Here is a 17576-nt window from a genome sequence, read left to right on the forward strand (position 1 = left end):
TGCGTGCGACGCCCGCAACGAACGTCGCGGTGCGGAGGAGATTGCTCGGAAAAGCGAAATAGACGGATTCGTCTAACGGATTGCGCCCGGCCTACCGGCGGCCTGCTTGCGCTGCGCCGCAGCATCGGCGCATGAACGCCATGAGCGGCGCTGCGGCGGCGCGAGCGCGCCGCTTACTGCGATTGCGGCAGCTCGGCCGCGCCCATCCGGCGCGCGATGATTGCGGCGCGCTGCGCCTGATAGGCCGAGCCGCGATGCGCGTCGAACCAGCGCGGCTTCGGCAGCATCACCGCGAGGCGCGCCGACTGCCACGCGCCGAGCCGGCTCGCGGGGATCCGGTAGTAGTAACGGGCGGCGGCCTCGGCGCCGTAGACGCCGCGGCCCCATTCGACCGAATTCAGGTAGATCTCGAAGATGCGCTCCTTGTCGAGCACCGTTTCGAGCATCCACGTGATGATCAGCTCCTGCCCCTTGCGGATGTAGCTCTTCTCGCGCGACAGGAACAGATTGCGCGCGAGCTGCTGCGTGATCGTCGAGCCGCCGGCGACGATGTGGCCGCGCGCCTTGTTCTTCTCCCACGCCTGCAGGATCGCGTCGACGTCGTAACCGTTGTTGGTCGCGAAGGTCGCGTCCTCCGATGCGATCAGTGCGCGCTTCAGGTTGCGCGAGATCTGGTCGTACGGCACCCATTGATGCTGGATCTGCGCAGGCGGCTTGTCGTGCGACAGCCACCATGCGTCGGTGCGCATGAACGCGGTCGAACCGGGGTTGATGAACGACCACAGCGCGATCTGCACCAGATAGAACAGCTGCGTCGCGAGCCACGCGCCGGCGAATACCGAGCCCGCATAGACGATCCAGCGGGCCAGGCCCACCGTGCGCGTGCGCTGCGTACCGCTTGCCGCCACCATCTGCCGCGCCCCGTTCAGCCCGCCGCGAGCGCCTGGCGCAGCGCGGCCAGCACCGGCGCGCCGTCCGGCCGCACGCCGCGCCAGATGTAGAACGATTCGGCGGCCTGCTCGACCAGCATCCCGAGCCCGTCGGCCGTGCGCGCGCCGAGCGACGCCGCGTGCTGCATGAACACCGTCGGCTGCGCGCCGTACATCATGTCGTACGCGAGCGTGTGCGGCCCGAACGCGGCCGGGTCGCACGCCGGCAGCGCCGCGTCGAGGCTGCCGGCCGTCGCGTTGACGATCACGTCGTACGGTTCGGCGCGCACGACGTCCGGCCCGCCGCCCGACAGCACGCAGCCCGCGTCGTGCGCGGCCTGCGCGAACTGGCCGACCAGCGCCTCGGCCTTGCTCGCGGTGCGATTGACGATCGTGATCGACAGCGGCGCGCGCTCGAGCAGCGGCAGCACGACGCCGCGCGCGGCGCCGCCGGCGCCCAGCAGCAGGATGCGCGCGCCGGCGAGCGACACGCCGAGATTCGACTCGATGTCGCGCACGAGGCCGACGCCGTCGGTGTTGTCGCCGAAAATCCGGCCATCGGCATCGATGCGCAGCGTGTTCACGGCGCCCGCGGCTGCCGCGCGCGGCGACAGCGTGTCGGCGAGCGCATGCGCGTCGAGCTTGAACGGCACCGTCACGTTCGCGCCGCGGCCGCCTTCGGCGACGAACGCGCGCACCGCCGCCTCGAAGCCGTCGACCGGCGCGAGCCGGTGTTCGTAGACGAGCGCCTGGCCCGTCTGCGCGGCGAACTGCGCGTGGATGAACGGCGACTTGCTGTGCGCCACCGGGTTGCCGAACACCACGTAGCGGTCTGCCCCGCTCGTCGACGCCGTCGCGCTCATGATGCGCGTCCCGGTGCGCTTTCCGGCTCGCTTTCGTGCTCGCCGCCGGTTGCGGCGTCGCCGCCTTCGGCCACGGCGCCGTCCGATTCGGCCAGCGCCTCGGCTTCCGATTCCGCCGACGCATCCTGCGCGTCGACCAGCGTGTCGTCGCCGCCTTCGCCTTCGGCGTCGTCTTCTTCGTCGGCCCCATCGCCGCTCGTCACGGTCGGCGCGTCGAGCACGCTCAGCGGCCGCACCGACGCCTCGATCGTCAGCTCGTCGAGCGACATCACCTCGAGCAGCACGCGCGTGCCGCGCGCATGCACGCCCAGCCCCGGCACGTGCAGCAGCAGCGGAATTTCCTCGAGGCGCACGAGATCGCCCTTCACGACGCTCGCGACTACCTGCTTCTTCTGCTCCTGCGCGAGCCAGCGCAGGCACCAGAAGTATTCCATCCGGCGCTGGTAGTCGGCGTAGGCGCTATAGGTGTCGTCGAAGCCCTGCACGACCGCGTACAGGTCGGCGTCCTTCGGCTTGAACGGCGCGGCGAGCTTCGCGGTGACGCCGTGCTGCACGCAGGCGAGCAGCTGCCACTGGTTCACGAGGTCGACGTAGCGGCGCAGCGGCGACGTGCTCCACGCATACTGCGCGACGCCGAGCCCTTCGTGCGGCGCGGCCGTCGTCTGCATCCGCGTGCGCTTCGGGCCCGGCGCGCCGAAGCCGCGCTGCGAGCGGTAGATGCCCGGCACCGTGTGATCGTGCAGGAACGCGCCCCAGGTCGAGTTCGCGAGGATCGCCAGCTCCGACACGATCAGGTCGAGCGGCGAGCCGCGGCGGCGCGGCGTGATCGTCACGTGCTCGCCTTCGACGTAGAAGTTGTAGTCGGTATTGCGCTGCACCTCGCGCTTCAGGCCGTAGCCCGCGCGCGCGACCTGGCGCTTCTCGAACAGCGCCTGCGCGAGCGGCCACAGCACCGCGATGTCGTCCTTGTGCGGGTAATCGCCGGTGCCGGCCGCGAGCGTCTCCTCGTTGACCAGCTCGTCGAGCGTGTTGTGGCGCAGGTTGTTCTTCACGTACACGAGCTCGGCGCGCGTCTCGTTCGCGACGATCTCCTGCGTATCGCGATCGACGATGATGTACAACGACAGCGCCGGGCGGTAGTCGCCCTCCTTTAGCGTGAAGACGTCGACCACGTCGTCCGGCAGCATCGTGATCTTGTCGCCCGGCATGTAGACCGTCGACAGACGCGCGCGCGCGATCGCGTCGACCGCGTCGCCGCGCACGATGCCCAGCGCCGGCGCCGCGATGTGTACGCCGATCCGCACGCGGCCGTCTGCCAGATGCTCGACCGAGAACGCGTCGTCGATTTCGGTCGTCGTGATGTCGTCGATCGAGAACGCGTTGACGTCCGCGCGCGGCAGGTCGTCCGGCAGCGGGCCGACCGCGACGGGCGGAAAGCCCGTGCCGTGCGGGAAGAACTCGGCGAGAAAGCGCGCCTCGTGCAGCGCGCGGGCGGACTCGATGCCGCCGCAGTCGAGCATCAGCCGCGCGGGCGACACGCCGCGCGCCCCGGCCGCCGCCTCGAGCGCCTTGTATTCGATCGAATTCTTGTCCGGTCGCGTCAGCAGCGCGAGCACCTTGCCGGCGAACGCTTGCGGCAGCTTGCCTTCCTTCAGCTCCTCTTCGTACTGCGCCTGCACCAGCGCCTGCTGGCGCTTGCGCTCGAGCGACGCGAGCGCCATCTTCAGCTGCTCTTCCGGCGCGCGCTGATATTGGCCGCGGCCTTTGCGGCGGAAGTACACGGGCGAGCCGTGCAGCCGTAGCACCAGCGCCGCGCGCTCGACCGGGCCGTAGCCCGCGCCGAAGTATTCGGCGGCCAGCGTCGTATAGGCGAATTCCTCCGCCGGCGCGCATTCCCACAGGAAGTCGAGGTCGATCTGCTGCGCGGCCGTGTCGGCTTCCTGCATCAGCTCGCTCGCGGCCGGCTTCTCGAACTCGATCAGCACGTCCTTTGCGCGCACCTTCGCGCGCCGCCCGCCGGGCAACTCGACCTGAAACGCGTCGCCCTGGCGCGACAGCACGCTGCCCGCCTTGAAACTGCCCGATTCCTCGAAGAAAACGTTCACTCAGTACTCTCGTTCAGACTGCCGGGCGCCGCATCGGCGGCGCCGGATGATGATGGAAATTCGATCGGCATGACGCCGGATTCAAGACGTTTTTTGATCGCAAAAGGCGAGAACGTCGTCGACGTAGTCGGCAAATTCGCTGATCCCGTGATCGCTGCCTTCGATCACGCGGGTTTTCGCGCCCGGGTAATGGGCGAGCATCTCGCGGTAGTCGAGCACTTCGTCGCCGGTCGCCGCGAACAGATAGTAGCGTTCGGGCCGCGAAATCGCCGGCACGCGCAGCGCGTCGAGCTCCTGCAGATGGCGGCGCTCGACGACGATCGACCCGCCGCCGTGCCACAACGGCTGCTCGCCGAGATACTGTTCGAGATCGCGTTGCGGGACGATCGCCGGGTTCAGCAGCACCGCCTTCCAGCCGTGCCGTTCGGCGAGCCAGGTCGCGTAGTAGCCGCCGAGCGAGCTGCCGATCACCGTCACGTCCTGCGCGCCGGCCACCGCGGCCTCGGCGACGGCGATCGCCTCGAGCGGCGACACCGCCAGCGACGGACAGCGCCACTCCGCCGTGCGGCCCAGCGCCGCCATGCGCGCGGCCAGCAGCCGCGACTTCTGCGACTCCGGCGACGAGCGGAAGCCGTGCAGGTACAGGATCACGCGCGGCTCCCGAGCGCGTCGAGCAGCTGCTGGTGCACGCCGCCGAAGCCGCCGTTGCTCATCACCAGCACGTGGTCGCCCGGGCGGGCGGCGGCGGCGACGGCCTTCACCAACAGATGCAGGTCGTCGAACGCGTGCGCCTTCGCACCGAGCGGCGCCAGTGCGTCGCCGAGGTTCCAGCCGAGCGCGTCGCGCCCGCTCGGCGCGCCGTAGCCGAACACGAGGTCGGCATCGGCGAGGCTGGCCGGCAGCTGCGCCTTCATCACGCCGAGCTTCATCGTGTTCGAACGCGGCTCCAGCACCGCGAGGATGCGGGAATGTTCTCGGCCGATGCGCGCACGAAGGCCGGCGATCGTGGTTTCGATCGCGGTCGGATGGTGCGCGAAGTCGTCGTAGACGGTCACGCCGTCGACGCTGCCGCGCACTTCCATGCGCCGCTTCACGTTACGGAACGATGCGAGCGAGGCGGCCGCCTGCGCGGGCGGCACGCCGACATGGCGCGCGGCCGCGATCGCGGCCAGCGCGTTCATCCGGTTGTGGTCGCCCTGCACCTGCCACGCGACTTCGCCGACGCGCTGGGCCTGCGAATACACCGCGAAGCGCTCGTCCACCGGCACGCCGTCCTCGGCCGGCAGCGCCTGCCAGCCGCCGTCGACGCCGAAACGCTCGACTTCGCTCCAGCAGCCGCGCGCCAGCACGCGCTCCAGCGCGTCGGAACGGCCGTTCGTGACGATCCGGCCGACCCGCGGCACCGTGCGCACGAGATGGTGGAATTGCGTTTCGATCGCGGCGAGATCCGGGAAGATGTCGGCGTGATCGTATTCGAGATTGTTCAGGACGGCCGTGCGCGGCCGGTAGTGGACGAACTTCGAGCGCTTGTCGAAGAACGCCGTATCGTATTCGTCGGCTTCGATCACGAAGAAGCTCGAATCGGTCAGCCGCGCCGACACGCCGAAGTTCAGCGGCACGCCGCCGATCAGGAAGCCCGGATTCAGGCCGGCGTCTTCCAGCAGCCACGCGAGCATCGACGAGGTGGTCGTCTTGCCGTGCGTGCCCGCGACCGCGAGCACCCATTTGCCGGCCAGCACGTGTTCGCCGAGCCATTGCGGGCCGGACACGTAAGGCAGGCCGCGATCGAGGATCGCCTCCATCAGCGGATTGCCGCGCGTGACGACGTTGCCGATCACGAACAGGTCGGGTTTGAGGTCGATCTGCTCGGCGCCGTAGCCTTCGATCAGCGTGATGCCCTGCGCCTCGAGCTGCGTGCTCATCGGCGGATAGACGCCCGCGTCGCAACCCGTCACCGTGTGGCCCGCCTCGCGCGCGAGCACGGCGAGACCGCCCATGAAGGTGCCGCAGATGCCAAGAATGTGGATGTGCATAGATGAATGCTTTCGCGCCGCCGGGCGCCGTCGATTCGGAAAGGGACGTGTGCGGCATGCCGGACGCGCCGTCCGGGCCAGCGCTTTCGCCGCGCCACAAAGATCGTCATTGTAACTGACGGCCCGGGCCGAACGACGGCGCGCGAGGCCGTCCGGCGCGGCGGGCGGCACGCAGCCGCACCGCGGTCTGCCGCGGCGGCGATCGAGTATGATTGCCGGATCATGTCTCGCAAACCTCTTGTCGATCCGCGGCGTGCCCGCGAGGAAATCGCCCAGTCCGCCGCCCGCCTGATCGCGGAGGACGGCCTCGATTACGCCAGCGCGAAGCGCAAGGCCGCCCGCCAGCTGTTCGGCGATACGCGCGTAGCGGGCGAATGGCTGCCCGATAACGACCTGATCGAAGAAGAACTGCGCGAATACATCGCGTTGTTCCAGAGCGATACGCAGCCCGACGAGCTGCGCCGGCTGCGCGAAGCGGCGCTCGACTGGATGCGCCGGCTCGCCGAATTCAATCCGTACGTGACGGGCGCGGTGCTGAACGGCACCGCGAACGCGCATTCGGACATCCATTTGCAGATATTCACCGACAACCCGAAGGACGTCGCCATCTACCTGCTGAACCAGAACGTTCAGTACGACGTGTCCGAGACCCGGCATTTCGCCGGTCGCGCCGACGTCGAGACGCTCAGCTTCCTGTGGCGCCCGCGGCGCGACATGGACGCCATCGGCGTGCACGTCGCGCTCTATGCGAGCGACGATCTGCGCGGCGCGGTCAAGGCCGACGCGCGCGGGCGCGTCGCGCGGGCCGACGCCGCCGCGTTGCGCGCGCTGCTCGAAGCCGGCGACGCGCCTTCCGAACCGGAATGATTCCACGATGATGATGAAACGCATGTTGGCGGTGGCGCTCGTCGCGGCCGCGGCGATCGGCGGCGGGCTCGCCGCCGGCCATTGGTTCCGCGGCGGCAGCGCCGACGACGGTGTGGCGGCCGCCACATCGGCCACATCGGGCTCATCGGCCGCGCCGGCTCCGTCCGGCAGCCCGGTCGAGCAGCTGTGGGCCGCGGCGCTGACCGATGTAGACGGCAAGCCGGCGACGCTCGCGTCGTTCAAGGGCCAGAAGGTCGTGGTGAATTTCTGGGCATCGTGGTGCGGCCCGTGCGTCCAGGAGATGCCGGAACTCGTCGCGCTGTCGCATCAATATAAGGAGAAAGGCATCCGCTTCATCGGCATCGGCGTCGACTCCGACCAGAACGTGAAGAACTTCCTGCAGAAGGTGAAGGTCGACTATCCGGTATTCGTCAGCGGATATGCAGGTGCCGATCTGGCGCGTAATTTCGGCAATACGGCTGGTGCGCTGCCGTTCACTGTGGTCATCGACCAAACGGGCAAGATCCGCGAAACAAAATTGGGGCAAATCCAGCCCGCCGAGCTCAAAAAGACCCTCGACGCGTTGTGACATGCGCGAATGGGCGCCCGCACGTTCGCGGTGTTTTGCAGGTCGATCGCCGCAGTTTCACCGGAATTCGCGAATACTTCGCTTAGCTCCCGGTAATTCTTGCAGGCCCGGCGCCGTTGGCCGTTCGGCAAAACTAGACAAATTTCTCTAAATAGCGCTAAAGTTCGCGCAATTCCGCAGAAATAGAAGCGACCATGACACGATTGCTGGTGCTGCACGGCCCCAACCTGAACCTTCTCGGCACCCGGGAACCGGAGGTGTACGGCCGCGTCACGCTCGCGCAGATCGATCAGGCGCTTGCCGCGCGGGCGCAGGCTGCCGGCGCCGAACTGTCGTCGTTCCAGAGCAACCACGAAGGCGCGCTCGTCGACCGCATCCAGGCCGCGCGGGAGGAACAGACCGATTTCATCCTGATCAATCCGGCCGCGTACACGCATACGAGCGTCGCGATCCGGGACGCGATCGCCGGCGTTGGCATCCCGTTCGTCGAAATTCATTTGTCGAACGTGCACCGCCGCGAAGCGTTCAGGCACCACTCCTACTTTTCCGACCAGGCCGAAGGCGTGATCTGCGGGCTCGGCTGGAAAGGTTATCTGTACGCGCTCGAATACGCGCTCGACAAGCTGCAAGGCGCGTCGCGCGGCTGATTTCGCGATCTAGATTCAGCGCCGGTCTGACCGGCGCTTTCACGTATTGAAAGGGGAACTCCCGATGGATCTTCGTAAGCTGAAAACTCTGATCGACCTCGTCTCCGAATCCGGCATCTCCGAGCTGGAAGTGACGGAAGGCGAAGGCAAGGTGCGTATCGTCAAGAACGCGCCGCCGGTCTATGTCCAGCCGACGGGCGGATTTGCCCCGCAGGTCAGCGCCCCGGCCCCGTCGGTCGCGCTGCCGGCCGAAGGTGCGGCAGCCGCACCGGCCGCAGGCGCCGCGGCGCCCGCCGTGCCGCAAGGCCACGTCGTGACGTCGCCGATGGTCGGTACGTTCTATCGCGCGCCGTCGCCGGGCGCGGATCCGTTCGCGCAGGTCGGCGACACGGTCAAGGAAGGCCAGACGCTGTGCATCATCGAAGCGATGAAGCTGCTGAACGAGATCGAGTCGGACAAGGCCGGCGTGATCAAGGAAATCCTCGTCGAGAACGGCCAGGCCGTCGAATACGGCCAGCCGCTTTTCGTGATCGGCTAAGCCCGCCGCGCGGCCGTCCGGCCGCGCGCCGCCGATGCTCTCCAGGCGCCGTTCGCGCGCCCCTCGAAGAGACGAATACTCGCTATGTTTGAAAAAATCCTCATTGCCAACCGCGGTGAAATCGCGCTGCGCATTCAGCGCGCGTGCCGCGAGCTCGGCGTCAAGACGGTAGTCGTCTACTCGGAAGCCGACAAGGAAGCCAAGTACGTGCGCCTCGCGGACGAAGCCGTCTGTATCGGCCCGGCCCCGTCGAACCTCAGCTACCTGAACATGCCGGCGCTGATCAGCGCCGCGGAAGTCACCGACGCCGAAGCGATCCACCCCGGCTACGGCTTCCTGTCGGAAAACGCCGATTTCGCCGAACGCGTCGAGCAGTCGGGCTTCACGTTCATCGGCCCGCGCCCGGACACGATCCGCCTGATGGGCGACAAGGTCACGGCAAAGCAGACGATGATCAAGACCGGCGTGCCGTGCGTGCCGGGCTCGGAAGGCGCGTTGCCGGACGATCCGAAGGAGATCGTGAAGATTGCGCGCGCAATCGGCTATCCGGTCATCATCAAGGCGGCCGGCGGCGGCGGCGGACGCGGCATGCGCGTCGTGCACACCGAGGCCGCGCTCGTGAACGCGGTCAACATGACCCGCGAGGAGGCCGGCCGTGCGTTCGGCAACCCGCAGGTGTACATGGAGAAGTTCCTCGAGAACCCGCGCCACATCGAGATCCAGGTGCTGTCGGATGCGCACAAGAACGCGATTTGGCTCGGCGAGCGCGATTGCTCGATGCAGCGCCGTCACCAGAAGGTGATCGAGGAAGCGCCGGCGCCGGGCATTCCGCGCCGCCTGATCGACCGCATCGGCGACCGCTGCGCGGACGCTTGCAAGAAGATGGGCTATCTCGGCGCCGGCACGTTCGAATTCCTGTACGAAAACAACGAGTTCTACTTCATCGAGATGAACACGCGCGTGCAGGTCGAGCATCCGGTATCGGAGCTGATCACCGGCGTCGACATCGTGCAGGAACAGATCCGCATCGCGGCCGGCGAGAAGATGGCGCTGCGCCAGCGCGACGTGCAGTTCCGCGGACATGCGATCGAATGCCGGATCAACGCTGAAGATCCGTTCAAGTTCACGCCGTCGCCGGGCCGCATCACGTCGTGGCATACGCCGGGCGGGCCGGGCGTGCGCGTCGACTCGCATGCGTACAACGGCTATTTCGTGCCGCCGAACTACGACTCGATGATCGGCAAGCTGATCACCTACGGCGCGACGCGCGACCAGGCGATCCGCCGGATGCGGATCGCGCTGTCGGAAATGGTCGTCGAAGGCATCCAGACCAACATCCCGCTGCACCGCGAGTTGATGATCGATTCGAAGTTCGTCGAAGGCGGCACCAGCATCCACTACCTCGAACACCGGCTCGCGCAGAAGCAGCAGGTCGCACCGGAAGAAGCGTAAGCATGAGCTATCGCGAACTCGTCGTCGAACTGGCCCGCGAGCATGCGGAGGCGTTGTCCGACGCACTGCTCGACCTCGGCGCGCTGTCGGTGTCCGTCGAGGACGCCGACGCCGACACGCCCGACGAGCAGCCGCTCTTCGGCGAGCCCGGCCTGGTTCCGGAGCGCACCGCGTGGCAGCACTCGCGCGTGGTCGCGCTGCTGTCGCCCGATCTCGAACCGGCCGTGCTGCTCGCGGCGGCCGCGAACGAGATCGGCATTGCCGATACGCCGAAGTTCGACGTGCGTGAAGTCGAGGAGCAGGACTGGGTGCGGCTCACGCAGTCGCAGTTCGAGCCGATCCCGATCGGCGAACGGATCTGGGTCGTGCCGTCGTGGCACGATGCGCCCGATCCGGATGCGCTGATCCTCGAGCTCGATCCGGGCCTCGCGTTCGGCACCGGCAGCCACCCGACCACGCGCCTGTGCATGGAATGGCTCGAGCAGACGGTGAAGCCCGGCCAGTCGGTGCTCGACTACGGTTGCGGCTCGGGCATCCTCGCGATCCTCGCGCGCAAGTGCGGCGCGGACCCGGTGATCGGCATCGACATCGATCCGCAGGCGGTCGAATCGGCGCGGCAGAACAGCGAACGCAACCATGCGGACGTCACGTACGGGCTACCCGACGCGTGCCCGGACGGGGAATTCGACATCGTCGTCGCGAACATTCTGTCGAATCCGTTGAAGCTGATGGCATCGATGCTGGCGTCGAAGGTGAAGCCGGGCGGCCGCATCGCGCTGTCGGGCGTGCTCGCGCGCCAGGCGGACGAAGTCGCGGCGGTGTACGCGCGCTACGTCGACATCTCGGTATGGCGCGAGCACGAAGGTTGGGTTTGCCTCGCCGGAACGCGGCGGGAAAGCCATTAGAATAGCGCTGTCCTTCACTCTGGCCAGCAGGCCGCCCGGCTCGACATGCTTCTTGCGACGCGCTGCCCTCATTGCGAAACCGTCTTCCGGCTGCAGCAGGAGCAGCTGACGCTGCATGACGGGCTGGTGCGCTGCGGACACTGCCGGCAGGTGTTCGACGCGACGCGCTCGCTCGTTCCCGAGCCGACGGTGAGGGAAGCGGCGGGTGGAACGGCTTCGGTTGGAACGAGTCCGGTTGAAGCGGCTCCGGGTGAAGCAACACCGATCGAAGCAACGCCGGTTGAGGCAGCGCCGGCCGAAGCAGCGCAGGTTGAAGCAACACCGGTCGAATCAGCTCCGATTGAAGCAGCGCCGGCCGAAGCAGCGCCGGCCGAAGCAGCGCCGGCCGAAGCAGCACCGGTCGAAGCGGCGCCGATTGAAGCAACGCCAGTCGAATCAGCGCAGGTTGAAGCGGCACCGATTGAAGCGGTGCCCGTCGAATCAGCTCCGGTTGGAGCAACGCCGGTCGATACGGCCCCGCTCGAAGCACCGCAGTCCGCATCAACGCCAGCCGCGTCGGCACCGGTCGACTCAGCACCGCCCGAACCAACGCCCACCGCACCAGCGCTGGACGAAGCAACACCGGCCGACGCCGTCAGCGACACGCCCTCCCCGACCTCACCGGCGCGGCTCTTCACCGCCGACCTGCCGGCGCACGCGGCGACGGATGGCAACTTCAGGCCTGCGGGCTGGGACATGTGGGCGCCGTGGCTCGACGCCGGCGTCGATCCGTCGCTGCTGCACAACGCGCACACCATTCGCGCCGAACCGCTCGTGCCGGTGACGCGGCAAGAAACCACGGACGCCGGCACCGTTCGCCAGACCGGCACGCCCGCGCCGATTTCGACGGATGCTGCCGAACGCCGCGTCGTCGAAGCGGCCGCATGGCCGGCCGAACCGGCTGCGGCACCGCACGACACCGACGCGTCTACCCTGCCAGCCGCAGAAACCGACCCACGCGAACCGCGCTTCATCGCACCTGCGCAATCGATCGAGCAAGCGGGCGCCGATCCCGTCGACCCGACCGCGCCCGCAAACGCGGACGCGCACACGCACACGCACTTTCCGGAACCCGACGACGTTCCCCGCGAACCGCGGTTCGCCTTTACGCCGGCGCCGTCCGACGCAGCGCCCGACGCCAGCCACGCTGCCGAGCGTGGCGTCGCGGCCGCGGGCGAACCTGCAAACGCGCCCGACGACGCCCAATCGGCGGCAAAGCCACCCGCCCAACCGGCCGTCCCGTTCCCCGCCGCACTCACCGAAGACGACCGCCCCCACTTCGAGGTGACGCGCGAGACCCGCGCGCCGCAACGACGCGGCATGCTCGCCGGTTTTTTCGGCGGCGTCGTCGCGGCCACGCTCGGCGTGCTGCTGTTCGCGCAGCTGGCGTGGTGGCAGCGCGAATCCGTGATGATCTACTGGCCGGTCACGCAGAGCTGGTACCGTCAGGCGTGCGCGGCGCTCGGCTGCAAGGTCACGCCGCCGCGCGCGATCGACGGGCTGCGGCTCAACGCGACCGACCTGCGCCAGCTCGACGGGCCGCGCGTGCTCGAGCTGAAGGCGCCGCTGACGAACCGCTATCGCGTCGCGCTCGCATACCCGTCGCTCGAGCTGACGCTGCTCGACGACACCAATCACGTCACCGTGCGCCGCGTGCTCGCGCCGCGCGACTACGTCCGCCCGGGCACGCCGATCGACGCAGGGCTACCGCCCGGCACGACGCAGACGATGGTCGTGCGGCTCGACACGAACGGCGCGAGCGCATCGAATTTCCGCGTCCAGATCTTCTATCCGTGACGCATCGCGCGCGCGCATGCGCGCCGTCTCAACCCGCGCGCCGCACCGGCGCGCTATTTCGGAGCACGAACATGAGCAAAGTTACGCTGGGTGGCAACCCGATCGATATCGCCGGCACGTTCCCGGCCGTCGGCTCGCAAGCCCCCGACTTCAAGCTGGTCGGCAAGGACCTCGCCGATCTGACGCTCGCCAGCTTCGCCGGCAAGCGCAAGGTGCTGAACATCGTGCCGAGCCTCGACACGCCGACCTGCGCGACGTCGACGCGCAAGTTCAACGAAGCCGCGTCGTCGCTCGACAACACGGTCGTGATCGTCGTGTCCGGCGACCTGCCGTTCGCGGCCACGCGCTTCTGCACGACCGAAGGCCTCGCGAACGTCGTGACGGCGTCCACCTTCCGCGGCGGCCGCGCGTTCGCGAACGCGTACGGCGTCGACGTCACGAGCGGCCCGCTGAACGGCCTGACGGCCCGCGCGGTCGTCGTGCTCGACGCGCAGGACAAGGTGATCCACGCGCAACTCGTCGGCGAAATCAAGGACGAGCCGAACTACGACGCAGCACTCGCCGCACTGAAGTAATCCGCAGCCGCCCGGCCGCCGCGCGCAGCCCGACGGGCTCGCCGCGGCCGCCGGGCCGGCCGCTTTCCCTTTGCCCTCTACAGGAACCCACGCCTTGACTACGCTGATTTGCGGCTCGCTCGCCTACGACAACATCATGACCTTCGAAGGTCGGTTCCGCGAGCACATCCTGCCCGACCAGGTTCACCTGCTGAACGTGAGCTTCCTCGTGCCGACGATGCGTCGCGAATTCGGCGGTTGCGCGGGGAACATCGCGTACGCGCTGCACCTGCTCGGCGGCGACGCACGCATCATGGCGACGGTCGGCGCCAACGACGCGGACCGCTATCTCGAGCGTCTCGACAGCCTCGGCCTGTCCAAAGCCAACGTGCGGGTCGTGCCCGACGCGCACACCGCGCAGGCCATGATCACGACCGATCTGGAGAACAATCAGATCACCGCATTCCACCCCGGCGCGATGATGGAATCGCATCTGAACCGTGCGGACGAGGTGCCCGGCGTGAAGCTCGGCATCGTCGCGCCCGACGGCTTCGACGGGATGGTCCAGCACGCCGAACAATTCGCCAAGGCCGGCATCCCGTTCATCTTCGATCCGGGTCAGGGCCTGCCGCTGTTCGACGGTGCGACGCTGCGCCGCATCATTGAACTCGCGACCTTCGTCGCGGTCAACGACTACGAGGGCAAGCTCGTCAGTGACAAGACGGGGTGGTCCGAGAAGGAAATCGCCAGCCGGGTTCAAGCATTGATCGTCACGCGGGGCGAACACGGCGCTACCATTCTTCACAAGAACGGCGAAGAACAGATTCCGGTCGTGCAGGCAGAGCGGATCGTCGATCCGACCGGTTGCGGCGACGCCTTCCGTGGCGGCCTGCTGTACGGCATCGAGAACGGTCTGGACTGGGCAACCACCGGCCGCCTCGCGAGCCTGATGGGCTCGATCAAGATCGCCCATCAGGGCCCCCAGACTTACGCACTGACGCGCGCCGATGTCGACGCGCGCTTCGAGGCCGCCTTCGGTTACAGTCTCAAATAAATACTGTTGGAGAGCAAAGATGTTGACGAAGAAAACCCTCACGCTCGCGGCGATGCTGACGGCCACCCTGACTCTCGCGGGCTGCTTCACCGCGCCCGGTTCGGCCGACGTCTATAGCGTCGGCCAGGCGCAGCGCGAACAGACGGTTCGCATGGGCACGGTCGAAAGCGTGCGTGCGGTGCGCATCCAGTCGGACGGCGGCGGCAGCGCGATCGGCACGCTCGGCGGCGGCGCACTCGGCGCGGTCGCGGGCAGCGCGATCGGCGGCGGCAAGGGCTCGATCCTGACGGCGATCGCAGGCGGCCTGGTCGGCGCGGTGGCGGGCAACGCGGTCGGCGAAAACCTCAGTACCGCGAACGGCGTCGAAATCACCGTTCGCCTCGACAACGGCGACCTGCGCTCGATCACGCAAGCAGCCAGCGGCGAAGTCTTCCGCGCAGGCGAGCGCGTACGACTGCTGTCGAGCGGCGGCGTCACGCGCGTCACGCACTAACGAGCATCCTCAGCACGCGGCGCAAGCCGCGGTCGAACGCATGTGCGAAGTCGCACATGCGTTTTTTTTCGTCCACGCTCCGCGCATCACGTCCATGCCCGGCCGCGTACGGGCGAAAAAAATCCCGCCATCCAGGCCAGATGGCGGGACCGATTGAGTAGCGCTACTCAACCCGCGGACACCACATGAGTGTCCGGGTGATGCTGGTCAGCCGCGATTACGGACGGCTGCCCGTCGGGAACGGCCATGCCGCTGCCGGGTTGAGCGCCGTCTTCACGCCCGATGCCGGCGCAACCGATGCGGTCGACGCGGTGGTTGCCGGCGCGGCCTTCTTCACGACGGCCTTCTTCGGAGCAGCGGCCTTCTTCGCCGGAGCAGCAGCCTTCGGTGCGGCGGCAGCCTTCGGCGCAGCGGCCTTAGGTGCAGCAGCCTTCGGTGCGGCAGCCTTCTTCGCAGGCGCAGCCTTCTTGGCCGGCGCTGCCTTCTTCGCAGCAGCCTTCTTCGCCGGTGCGGCCTTCTTCGCTGCAGCCTTCTTGGCCGGTGCTGCCTTCTTTGCAGCAGCCTTCTTCGCCGGTGCGGCCTTCTTCGCAGCAACCTTCTTCACTGCGACCTTCTTGGCTGCAACCTTCTTCGCAGCGGCCTTCTTCGCCGGTGCTGCCTTCTTCGCAGCAACCTTCTTCACCGCGACCTTCTTGGCTGCAACCTTCTTCGCAGCGGCCTTCTTCGCCGGTGCTGCCTTCTTCGCTGCAGCCTTCTTCGCCGGCGCTGCCTTCTTCGCTGCAACCTTCTTCACCGCGACCTTCTTCGCAGCGACCTTCTTCACTGCAGCGGCCTTCTTCGCCGGCGCAGCTGCCTTCTTCGCAACGGTCTTCTTAGCAGCAGCCTTCTTGGCAGCCGGTTTCTTCTTGGCAGTAGCCATGTTGTTCTCCTTCAGGTTCAGATGAGAGTCAGTTCAAACTACACCCTTCGTCAAAACCCGCTTCCCGCGGACGCTGTTCAGGACGTGCGCTTCGAAGCGGGCTATTCATCGGCGTACGCGGATACTGCGCGCTTACGCTAATGAATACGGTATGGCGCGCGTGACCCCATGGCCTCGCGCGCCAAATCAAGTCGGTAGCCGGCGCACCCCGCGCCGCTACCCCTAATCGCTTGATCAAGCTGACGGCCACACGGCCGTCCGCTTTTTCCGGAGGGAAGTTTGCCCATCCCACTGAAGGGTTCGCAAAGTGCCGATGATGTCGTTGGGCCGTTAAGGCACCGGGCATGCTTTGCATCAGGCGTTCTTGCTCCTAAACCTTGGGCCGGGGCCGAGAGGCCGCCGGCTACTCCATCATGTGACGGGTTCGCTGCTGCGGGTTATTCCCAGGACAGCGCGCCGCCCGTCTGATACTCGATCACTCGCGTCTCGAAGAAGTTGCGTTCCTTCTTCAGGTCGATCATTTCGCTCATCCACGGGAACGGGTTTTCTTCGTTCGGGTACAGCGGATCGAGGCCGATCTGCTGGCAACGGCGGTTGCTGATGAAGCGCAGATAGCTCTTGAACATCGACGCGTTCAGACCCAGCACGCCGCGCGGCATCGTGTCCTCGGCGTAGCGGTATTCGAGTTCGACTGCATGCTTGAACAGCTCGCGGATCTCCGCGCGGAATTCGGCGGTCCACAGATGCGGGTTCTCGAGCTTGATCTGGTTGATCAGGTCGATGCCGAAGTTGCAGTGCATCGACTCGTCGCGCAGGATGTACTGATATTGCTCCGCAGCACCCGTCATCTTGTTCTGGCGGCCGAGCGCGAGGATCTGCGTGAAGCCGACATAGAAGAACAGGCCTTCCATGATGCACGCGAACACGATCAGCGACTTCAGCAGCTTCTGATCCGCTTCGAGCGTGCCGGTCTTGAAGGCCGGGTCGGTCAGCGTATGGATGAACGGAATCAGGAACTCGTCCTTCGCGCGGATCGACGCGACCTCGTGGTACGCGTTGAAGATCTCGCCTTCATCGAGGCCGAGCGATTCGACGATGTATTGATACGCGTGCGTGTGGATCGCCTCTTCGAACGCCTGGCGCAGCAGGAACTGCCGGCACTCGGGCGCCGTGATGTGGCGGTACGTGCCGAGCACGATGTTGTTCGCAGCGAGCGAATCGGCGGTCACGAAGAAGCCGAGGTTGCGCTTGACGATGCGGCGCTCGTCCTCGGTCAGACCGTTCGGATCCTTCCACAGTGCGATGTCGCGGGACATGTTGATTTCCTGCGGCATCCAGTGGTTCGCGCAACCGGCCAGATACTTTTCCCACGCCCACTTGTACTTGAACGGCACCAGCTGATTGACGTCAGTCTGGCCGTTGATGATGCGCTTGTCCGCAACGTTGACCCGCGCTTCCGAACCGCCGGCGGGAACAGCCGGTGCTTGCGGCGGCACCGCAAGATCGCCTTCGAAAATGTCACGGACCTGATGGGCGGCAGGCGTTGCAGCCTGCAGTCCGACGGCCATCCCTGCGGAGGTGCGCATCGCGTTTTGCTGCGCTCCGCTCGCGGGGGTTACGGCAGTCTTCTCGTCATCCCAGTTGAGCATAAATTGTCACCATCAATTTAGAACGGTTTGTACCATCTTTTCCTGAGCGATAAAAGGGTTCGCTCACGAAAAATCCTTTTTTCGATTCGCGTTGCGACCTCGATACAACACTTTGAGCAACGCATCGTCGTTCATGCAGAGTG

General features: G+C 66.9%; 18 protein-coding genes. 10 read left to right on the forward strand and 8 right to left on the reverse strand.

Features of this window, described 5'->3' with window-relative positions; genetic code table 11:
- Nucleotides 1-173 precede the first annotated feature (173 nt).
- From mtgA to mpl, 5 genes are all read right to left on the reverse strand, one after another.
- The gene (gene mtgA, locus AK36_RS11035; RefSeq protein WP_014722419.1) at nucleotides 174-911 is read right to left on the reverse strand and encodes a monofunctional biosynthetic peptidoglycan transglycosylase; all 738 of its coding nucleotides are present in this window, start codon (nucleotides 909-911) and stop codon (nucleotides 174-176) included.
- Nucleotides 912-925: 14 nt separating this feature from the next.
- The gene (gene aroE, locus AK36_RS11040; RefSeq protein ID WP_034194174.1) at nucleotides 926-1792 is read right to left on the reverse strand and encodes a shikimate dehydrogenase; all 867 of its coding nucleotides are present in this window, start codon (nucleotides 1790-1792) and stop codon (nucleotides 926-928) included.
- Nucleotides 1789-3897 (reverse strand): RNB domain-containing ribonuclease, encoded by a 2109-nt coding sequence (locus AK36_RS11045; RefSeq protein WP_011883225.1) that lies wholly within the window; start codon nucleotides 3895-3897, stop codon nucleotides 1789-1791. The genes aroE and AK36_RS11045 overlap by 4 nt, the downstream gene beginning before the upstream one ends.
- A gap of 81 nt (nucleotides 3898-3978) precedes the next feature.
- The gene (locus tag AK36_RS11050; RefSeq protein ID WP_045578541.1) at nucleotides 3979-4548 is read right to left on the reverse strand and encodes a YqiA/YcfP family alpha/beta fold hydrolase; all 570 of its coding nucleotides are present in this window, start codon (nucleotides 4546-4548) and stop codon (nucleotides 3979-3981) included.
- The gene (gene mpl / locus AK36_RS11055) at nucleotides 4545-5930 is read right to left on the reverse strand and encodes a UDP-N-acetylmuramate:L-alanyl-gamma-D-glutamyl-meso-diaminopimelate ligase (RefSeq protein WP_045578542.1); all 1386 of its coding nucleotides are present in this window, start codon (nucleotides 5928-5930) and stop codon (nucleotides 4545-4547) included. Before mpl ends, AK36_RS11050 begins: the two co-directional genes overlap by 4 nt.
- 222 nt (nucleotides 5931-6152) lie before the next feature.
- Here mpl and AK36_RS11060 point away from each other — a divergent pair, with 222 nt between their 5' ends.
- The 10 genes from AK36_RS11060 (at nucleotide 6153) to AK36_RS11105 (ending at nucleotide 14865) form a co-directional block, all read left to right on the forward strand.
- Entirely contained in the window at nucleotides 6153-6797 is a 645-nt protein-coding gene (locus tag AK36_RS11060) for a UDP-N-acetylmuramate--alanine ligase (RefSeq protein WP_014722418.1), read from the forward strand.
- 7 nt (nucleotides 6798-6804) lie between these two features.
- Nucleotides 6805-7386 (forward strand): TlpA family protein disulfide reductase, encoded by a 582-nt coding sequence (locus tag AK36_RS11065; protein ID WP_045578543.1) that lies wholly within the window; start codon nucleotides 6805-6807, stop codon nucleotides 7384-7386.
- 194 nt (nucleotides 7387-7580) lie between these two features.
- A complete protein-coding gene (gene aroQ, locus AK36_RS11070) occupies nucleotides 7581-8033 on the forward strand; it encodes a type II 3-dehydroquinate dehydratase (protein ID WP_034194178.1) in 453 nt (150 codons plus the stop codon).
- Nucleotides 8034-8097: 64 nt separating this feature from the next.
- A complete protein-coding gene (accB, locus tag AK36_RS11075; protein WP_011883219.1) occupies nucleotides 8098-8571 on the forward strand; it encodes an acetyl-CoA carboxylase biotin carboxyl carrier protein in 474 nt (157 codons plus the stop codon).
- Nucleotides 8572-8655: 84 nt separating this feature from the next.
- The gene (gene accC, locus AK36_RS11080; protein WP_011883218.1) at nucleotides 8656-10023 is read left to right on the forward strand and encodes an acetyl-CoA carboxylase biotin carboxylase subunit; all 1368 of its coding nucleotides are present in this window, start codon (nucleotides 8656-8658) and stop codon (nucleotides 10021-10023) included.
- Nucleotides 10024-10025: 2 nt separating this feature from the next.
- Nucleotides 10026-10928, forward strand: a complete 903-nt coding sequence (prmA, locus tag AK36_RS11085) for a 50S ribosomal protein L11 methyltransferase (protein ID WP_011883217.1) — start codon at nucleotides 10026-10028, stop codon at nucleotides 10926-10928.
- 45 nt (nucleotides 10929-10973) lie between these two features.
- The gene (locus tag AK36_RS11090) at nucleotides 10974-12764 is read left to right on the forward strand and encodes a DUF3426 domain-containing protein (protein ID WP_045578544.1); all 1791 of its coding nucleotides are present in this window, start codon (nucleotides 10974-10976) and stop codon (nucleotides 12762-12764) included.
- Nucleotides 12765-12835: 71 nt separating this feature from the next.
- Nucleotides 12836-13339 carry a thiol peroxidase gene (gene tpx, locus AK36_RS11095; protein ID WP_045579408.1) on the forward strand — a complete coding sequence of 168 codons (504 nt, stop codon included), beginning with the start codon at nucleotides 12836-12838 and terminating at the stop codon, nucleotides 13337-13339.
- 94 nt (nucleotides 13340-13433) lie between these two features.
- Entirely contained in the window at nucleotides 13434-14372 is a 939-nt protein-coding gene (locus AK36_RS11100) for a carbohydrate kinase family protein (protein ID WP_011883214.1), read from the forward strand.
- Between the two features lie 19 nt (nucleotides 14373-14391).
- A complete protein-coding gene (locus AK36_RS11105) occupies nucleotides 14392-14865 on the forward strand; it encodes an outer membrane lipoprotein (protein WP_011883213.1) in 474 nt (157 codons plus the stop codon).
- Between the two features lie 217 nt (nucleotides 14866-15082).
- Here the strand turns inward: AK36_RS11105 and AK36_RS30970 are convergent, their stop codons facing one another.
- The 3 genes from AK36_RS30970 to AK36_RS11115 form a co-directional block, all read right to left on the reverse strand.
- Nucleotides 15083-15784 carry a histone H1-like DNA-binding protein gene (locus tag AK36_RS30970; RefSeq protein WP_011883212.1) on the reverse strand — a complete coding sequence of 234 codons (702 nt, stop codon included), beginning with the start codon at nucleotides 15782-15784 and terminating at the stop codon, nucleotides 15083-15085.
- 28 nt (nucleotides 15785-15812) lie between these two features.
- Complete coding sequence (locus AK36_RS30975; protein WP_011883211.1) at nucleotides 15813-16139, reverse strand: hypothetical protein; 327 nt, start codon at nucleotides 16137-16139, stop codon at nucleotides 15813-15815.
- Between the two features lie 82 nt (nucleotides 16140-16221).
- A complete protein-coding gene (locus AK36_RS11115) occupies nucleotides 16222-17433 on the reverse strand; it encodes a ribonucleotide-diphosphate reductase subunit beta (protein ID WP_011883210.1) in 1212 nt (403 codons plus the stop codon).
- Between the last annotated feature and the right edge of the window lie 143 nt (nucleotides 17434-17576).

Origin of the sequence: Burkholderia vietnamiensis LMG 10929, from assembly GCF_000959445.1 — a bacterium.
Classification (GTDB): Bacteria; Pseudomonadota; Gammaproteobacteria; order Burkholderiales; family Burkholderiaceae; genus Burkholderia; species Burkholderia vietnamiensis.